Source organism: Enterobacter sp. 342 (assembly GCF_036663495.1).
GTDB lineage: Bacteria > Pseudomonadota > Gammaproteobacteria > Enterobacterales > Enterobacteriaceae > Enterobacter.
This window is the reverse complement of record NZ_JAWUEI010000078.1, coordinates 1-4,483: the sequence shown is the minus strand read 5'-3', so window position 1 is coordinate 4,483 and position 4,483 is coordinate 1. Positions and strand designations below refer to the sequence as shown.

Below are 4,483 nucleotides of genomic sequence, written 5' to 3'. Positions count from 1 at the left end.
TCACATAACGATATTGATATTCAGGCTCAGGGCGGGAATATCACCACCTGGTCGACGCAGGACACGCATATATCGAGCGGCAGGAAACTGGTCGTGACGGCACAGGATGAGCTGACGCTGATATGCGGTGGTGGCTATATCAAAATCAAGGACGGAAATGTTGAGATTGGTGGCCCGGGCAAACTGCTCATTAAGAATACCGGTATCAAGAAAGCTGGCTCAGGTAATATGCAGAGTGTGATGAAGTCGTTTGAGCCATCAACGTTTGATGAGAAATTTGTTATTACCCACCCTGTTACAGGTAAACCGCTGGTAAATCAGAGCTATGACATTCATATGCCGGATGGCAATATTTTGTCTGGTGTTACAGATAGCTCAGGTAATTCATCATTAATAATATCAAAAGCGGTTAATGGGCTGAAAATAGTATTGAAAAAATAAATCAAGGAATGGTGAATATATGTTTAATAAACGCAATGATATTCCAGTAAAAGTATTGTTGATATTGTCAATGCTGTTTTTCTTGAGTGGCTGTGCCACGGCGAAAGTGCCTTCTGAGCATGAATCTACAGCAACTGAAAGCGAACAATCAGCATCCCAACCTGTTTATGGCTCTCCTCAGATAATTTACAGAATAGATAAAGAACGCTACTTTACGCTGGAAGATTATACCAGCTGCGAAAATGGAAAGACTTTTTATAACAACAAAGCAAAGGGGATTCATACTCAGATATCTCCTTCTTCGGGATATTTGTTTAAAGGGCGCTTATTCTGGTTATCAACACGTGATGACTATCTGGCCTTTCCGATGACGAGAAATGAAAATAAAGCTGCCTGTATTGGGTCTGATAAAGGATGCTTAAATATAATTTCAGTGACGACTGACGGCGGAAAAAAAATGCGTTCGGTGACTTATGGATCAAATACACAGGATCCTAACGGTGATACAAAAGACTACGACATGCTGGTAACTAATGATGGATTTTATATGATTGAGTTTCCTGATGGTGAAAGAGTTGCGGAAGATGGTTATGTGTTGAAATGGACATTTAGTCCAGCTTCCAAGCTTGCGAATCCCGCCTATCCTGGGGTGACAGGACCCGAATATCAGAAAGGATTACCCATGGATGATATCTCTAAGGTAAAACAGACTCATACACAATGTGATCGGAAGTTAGAACCTGATCAACAATCAGGGAATGTTGCAAAATGAGCACCAACACATCCGAGCCGACAAGAAAAACCGATGTCCATGTCACAGATAACGGAACACCTTATGCTTATTCAATGACATCACATCGAAATATTAAGACCCGAGCAGAAGTTCAACCTCCATTACAGTTACCGGGAATAATAATTTTTGTTCACGGAGTTAACTCTGAAGGAGAATGGTATGATCATGCTGAAAAAGCTCTTTGTGATGGCTTGAACAAACGTCTAGGCCTAACTCACAATCAAGCCTTAAAATTGAAAGAGCATCAATATGCCACCGCACACTGGAATAAAGAACAAACTGAATGGGTAGTTCCTCCTCGAAAAATTACTGAAGAAGGTCGCTCTCCTGTTATCCGCTTTTACTGGGGGTATCGTGCCGCTGAAAATGAAACCGATAAATATGCGATCCCGTTAAAAAATAAACAGGGTGATAATTATTACGACCTGACGCCTGAACAACGAAAAAATAAAGGCCCATTTTACTGGGGAGGCGGCCCGTTCCAGAACGGTTGTAATCAGCTAGTCAGCTTATGGAGTGATAAAGGGTTTGATAACTGGCCTTCTGCGCTAGGAGTTCCCGTTCCATTCAGTACGCAATTATTGAACGGAGAACGTGACAGGCTATTAACGGCCGCACCTCCGCGCCATTATTACGCTCACGCAGCAGGTCGTCTGGCAAAACTGATTAAAACCATCCGAGATAAACATCCTGAAGATACGGTGACCGTGATCTCTCACAGTCAGGGAACCATGATCGCACTGGGTGCTGCTGCAATAGAAGCCCCTGATGCACTGTTTGTGATGAATTCACCCTATGCGCTGGATAATGAAATGACAACATATATTTCATATCCCATGAATGAAATCATCAGCAAGGAAGCCAGAGAAGCGACTTTTGCCGATATTGTAAAGAAAGTGGCTGAAAACAAAACGCGTTTGAAGCAGCAAGGATGTGGAAGATTACTGGCCGGAGCCAGCAGCGATGGTGAAAGCTGGACTCCGGAAGGTAAAACCCACACAGGTGTACCAGAGCGCGATAACCATGGAACCACCTGGATCTACTGCAACCCTCATGATCGGGTAATGGGTTCTTCACCCCTTCGAAGTATTGGCTGGCAGGGATTGCCAAACACTGAAAAAAGTCATTTTACTGAATCTCACCCCCTGTTTAATACCGCTGGTGACACACTATACGTTCGCATGCTTGGGCGAAATACCCCTTGCGGTAATGCACCTGATACCCAGACTCATTTCAGTAATCTTGGCGATGGAAAGCCATTTTGGGACAGCACGACCACCATGATGGAGAAGTTAACGTGGCCGGATCCTATTAATGGTCAAAAACTGACTATTAATGCCCCATTGGTTCCGGAACCTCTCGCAGCCGATGAATTAAAAGATTTTGATAGAGACTACCGGAGTAAAGAAAAGCAAAGCGGTAAAGTAGGATATGGGTATGGGCAGATAGATAAGGATACCGTGCAAAACGAGGATATTTACTCTGGTAAACCCGTAGATTTTGACTACCGCTATTACATATCTCTTTACGGTTATTTTGAGCAGAAAATGAAACCAAAATCCCCTTCGGGGATTAACTTGCCGGGGCCGGGTTCTAAATCAGAACGTATGGGATATGAAAAACAGTCAAGAGCAGAAATGCTGGAAGATGTTCGTACTTATGTTCAGCGACCGACAGATCACAGCACTTTGCCAATGGACGAACGCTTTATGAGCAGAGTTGTTGCTTATGATTTACCCATCGGATATTGCTGGCATTCGTGGGACAGAGAAAGTCTTGCTGAATTACGCTACCAGGCCGACTGGCTGGAAAGTGATGACTATTACTGGACAGGTAAACTGACGATCCCTGCCATGCCTGCAATTATAAGCAGAGATGTGGCAAGCGATGCCGCAGAAAAGAAAGCCCATGAAATAGAACGGCTCCAGCCCCAAAAATAATACCAACGGGTGACAATGCATGCATTTGAATATTAAGGAATGAAAGATGGGGAAATATGTCGTTGTTTTAGGGGATGCCACTTCACATGGTGACAAAGTCACATCATCCTCCTCCAGTTTCGATATATCCGGTAAAAATGCCGCACTTTTAAATGGTGGGCTGATGGGCATGACCTCAGCACCGACAGACAGAAACCGCACTCCCTGACACTCGGCTGGAGTGACGAAGAAGGTATCTCGCTGGACTTCAACCGGACTGAAGGAGAGAAGGTATGAGCAGTAATCCCCCAATCAGATTCAGCCATAACCACCACCTGCTGGCGGTGAAAGGCTGTGCATCAGAGCTTGACGTGCTGGCCTTTGAGGGCGATGAAGCCTTAAGTAAACCGTTCAGCTACCGCATAGAGTTCACCAGCTCTGACCATGCCATCAGCAAAGAGATGATGCTGATGAAAGCGAGCTCCATGACGCTGCAGGCTCCGGTAGACCAGGGTTATGGCATCAAAATACAGCAGCCGGTGCGGGTGCTTCAGGGGGTGGTCACGGGTTTTGAACGCCTCGGCACCTCGAAGGATGAAACTCACTACGCCCTGACCCTGCAGCCGCGTCTGGCGCTGCTCGACCGTTCGCACCAGAACGCTATCTACCAGGATATGTCGGTCCCACAAATTGTGGAAAAAATTCTGCGCGAGCGTCACAGCTTCAAAGGACAGGATTTTCTCTTTTCGCTCAGCAAAGAGTATCCGCGTCGTGAGCAGGTGATGCAGTACGGCGAAGACGACCTGCACTTTATCACCCGCCTGCTGGGCGAAGTGGGTATCTGGTTCCGCTTCACCACCGACAGGCGCCTGAACATTGACGTGGTGGAGTTTTACGACAGCCAGAAGGGTTACGAGAAAGGCCTGACCCTGCCGTCAGTGCCGCCGTCGGGCCAGCATTCAAAAGGCGTGGACTCGGTCTGGGGCATGGAATGCCATCATAACGTGGTGCAGAAACAGGTCAGCACCCGGGACTACAACTACCGTCAGGCGACGGAAGACATGAACACCCGGGTTGACGCGACCCGGGGCGATAGCACCACTTACGGCGATGCCTATCACTGGGCCGACAACTACCTGACGCAGGGCAGTGCGTATGACCGCAACCCGGCCCCGGAGTCCGGGGCGTTTTACGCCCGCATCCGTCACGAGCGCTACCTGAATGGCCAGACCCGGACGCAGGCCATCACCAGCTGTCCGACCCTCTTTCCGGGCCAGGTGCTGAAGGTCAGCGGCGGCTACGAAGTGGCTGAGGTGTTCAGCAAGGGTGT

The 4,483-nt window shown here is 47.4% G+C and carries 4 protein-coding genes and 1 pseudogene; all 5 read left to right on the top strand.

The annotated features are described in order from the left end of the window. A partial coding sequence (locus tag V6E55_RS24995; protein ID WP_316944103.1) for a DUF2345 domain-containing protein occupies nucleotides 1-441 on the top strand: 441 nt, incomplete at its 5' end. 19 nt (nucleotides 442-460) lie between these two features. After that, on the top strand, nucleotides 461-1,213 hold the full coding sequence (locus tag V6E55_RS24990) for a T6SS immunity protein Tli3 family protein (protein ID WP_316944102.1): 753 nt from the start codon (nucleotides 461-463) through the stop codon (nucleotides 1,211-1,213). Then, nucleotides 1,210-3,174, top strand: coding sequence for a T6SS effector phospholipase Tle3 domain-containing protein (locus V6E55_RS24985; protein WP_316944101.1), 1,965 nt, complete (start codon nucleotides 1,210-1,212; stop codon nucleotides 3,172-3,174). Before V6E55_RS24990 ends, V6E55_RS24985 begins: the two co-directional genes overlap by 4 nt. 46 nt (nucleotides 3,175-3,220) lie before the next feature. Further along, nucleotides 3,221-3,328 (top strand): annotated as a pseudogene (locus V6E55_RS24980) (PAAR domain-containing protein); the annotation flags it as partial. 118 nt (nucleotides 3,329-3,446) lie between these two features. Beyond that, a partial coding sequence (locus V6E55_RS24975) for a type VI secretion system Vgr family protein (RefSeq protein WP_316944100.1) occupies nucleotides 3,447-4,483 on the top strand: 1,037 nt, incomplete at its 3' end.

Coding starts and splice junctions, on each gene's coding strand:
- V6E55_RS24990 (WP_316944102.1), top strand. CDS start 461: ATGTTTAATAAACGCAATGATATTCCAGTAAAAGTATTGTTGATATTG.
- V6E55_RS24985 (WP_316944101.1), top strand. CDS start 1,210: ATGAGCACCAACACATCCGAGCCGACAAGAAAAACCGATGTCCATGTC.